The 722-nt window shown below is 44.7% G+C and carries 1 protein-coding gene; it reads right to left on the bottom strand.

Annotated features, from left to right (window positions below; all coding sequences use genetic code 11):
• On the bottom strand, positions 1-722 hold a 722-nt coding region (locus AC07E5_RS09680; protein WP_042068926.1), incomplete at both ends, for an EF-Tu C-terminal domain-related protein.

Here is a 722-nt window from a genome sequence, read left to right as displayed (position 1 = left end):
GCACCTACAGTACGACCACCTTCACGGATCGCAAAACGTAGACCTGGGTCCATTGCGATTGGGTGGATTAATTCTACTGACATTTCAACGTTGTCACCTGGCATTACCATTTCAACGCCTTCTTTCAACTGGATTGCACCAGTTACGTCAGTTGTACGGAAATAGAATTGTGGACGGTAACCGTTAAGGAATGGAGTGTGACGACCACCTTCTTCTTTAGAAAGTACGTATACTTCCGCATCGAATTTAGTGTGTGGCTTGATTGTACCTGGTTTAGCAAGTACTTGACCACGTTGTACGTCTTCACGCTTAGTACCACGTAAAAGAACACCACAGTTCTCGCCCGCACGACCTTCGTCAAGAAGTTTACGGAACATTTCTACGCCAGTTACAGTTGTTTTAACTGTGTCTTTGATACCAACGATTTCAACTTCTTCGCCTACTTTCACGATACCAGTTTCTACACGACCAGTTACTACTGTACCACGACCAGAAATAGAGAATACGTCTTCGATTGGCATTAAGAATGCTTGGTCGATTGCACGTACTGGCTCTGGGATGTAAGTATCAAGCGCTTCAACAAGAGCAACTACAGCATCTTCACCATATTGACCTGATTCACCGTTAAGTGCAGCAAGTGCTGAACCACGGATTACTGGAGTGTCGTCGCCTGGGAAGTCGTAAGTAGAAAGAAGTTCACGAACTTCCATTTCAACTAATTC

Source organism: Acinetobacter seohaensis (assembly GCF_056431365.1).
This window is presented reverse-complemented; position numbering and strand designations above follow the sequence as displayed.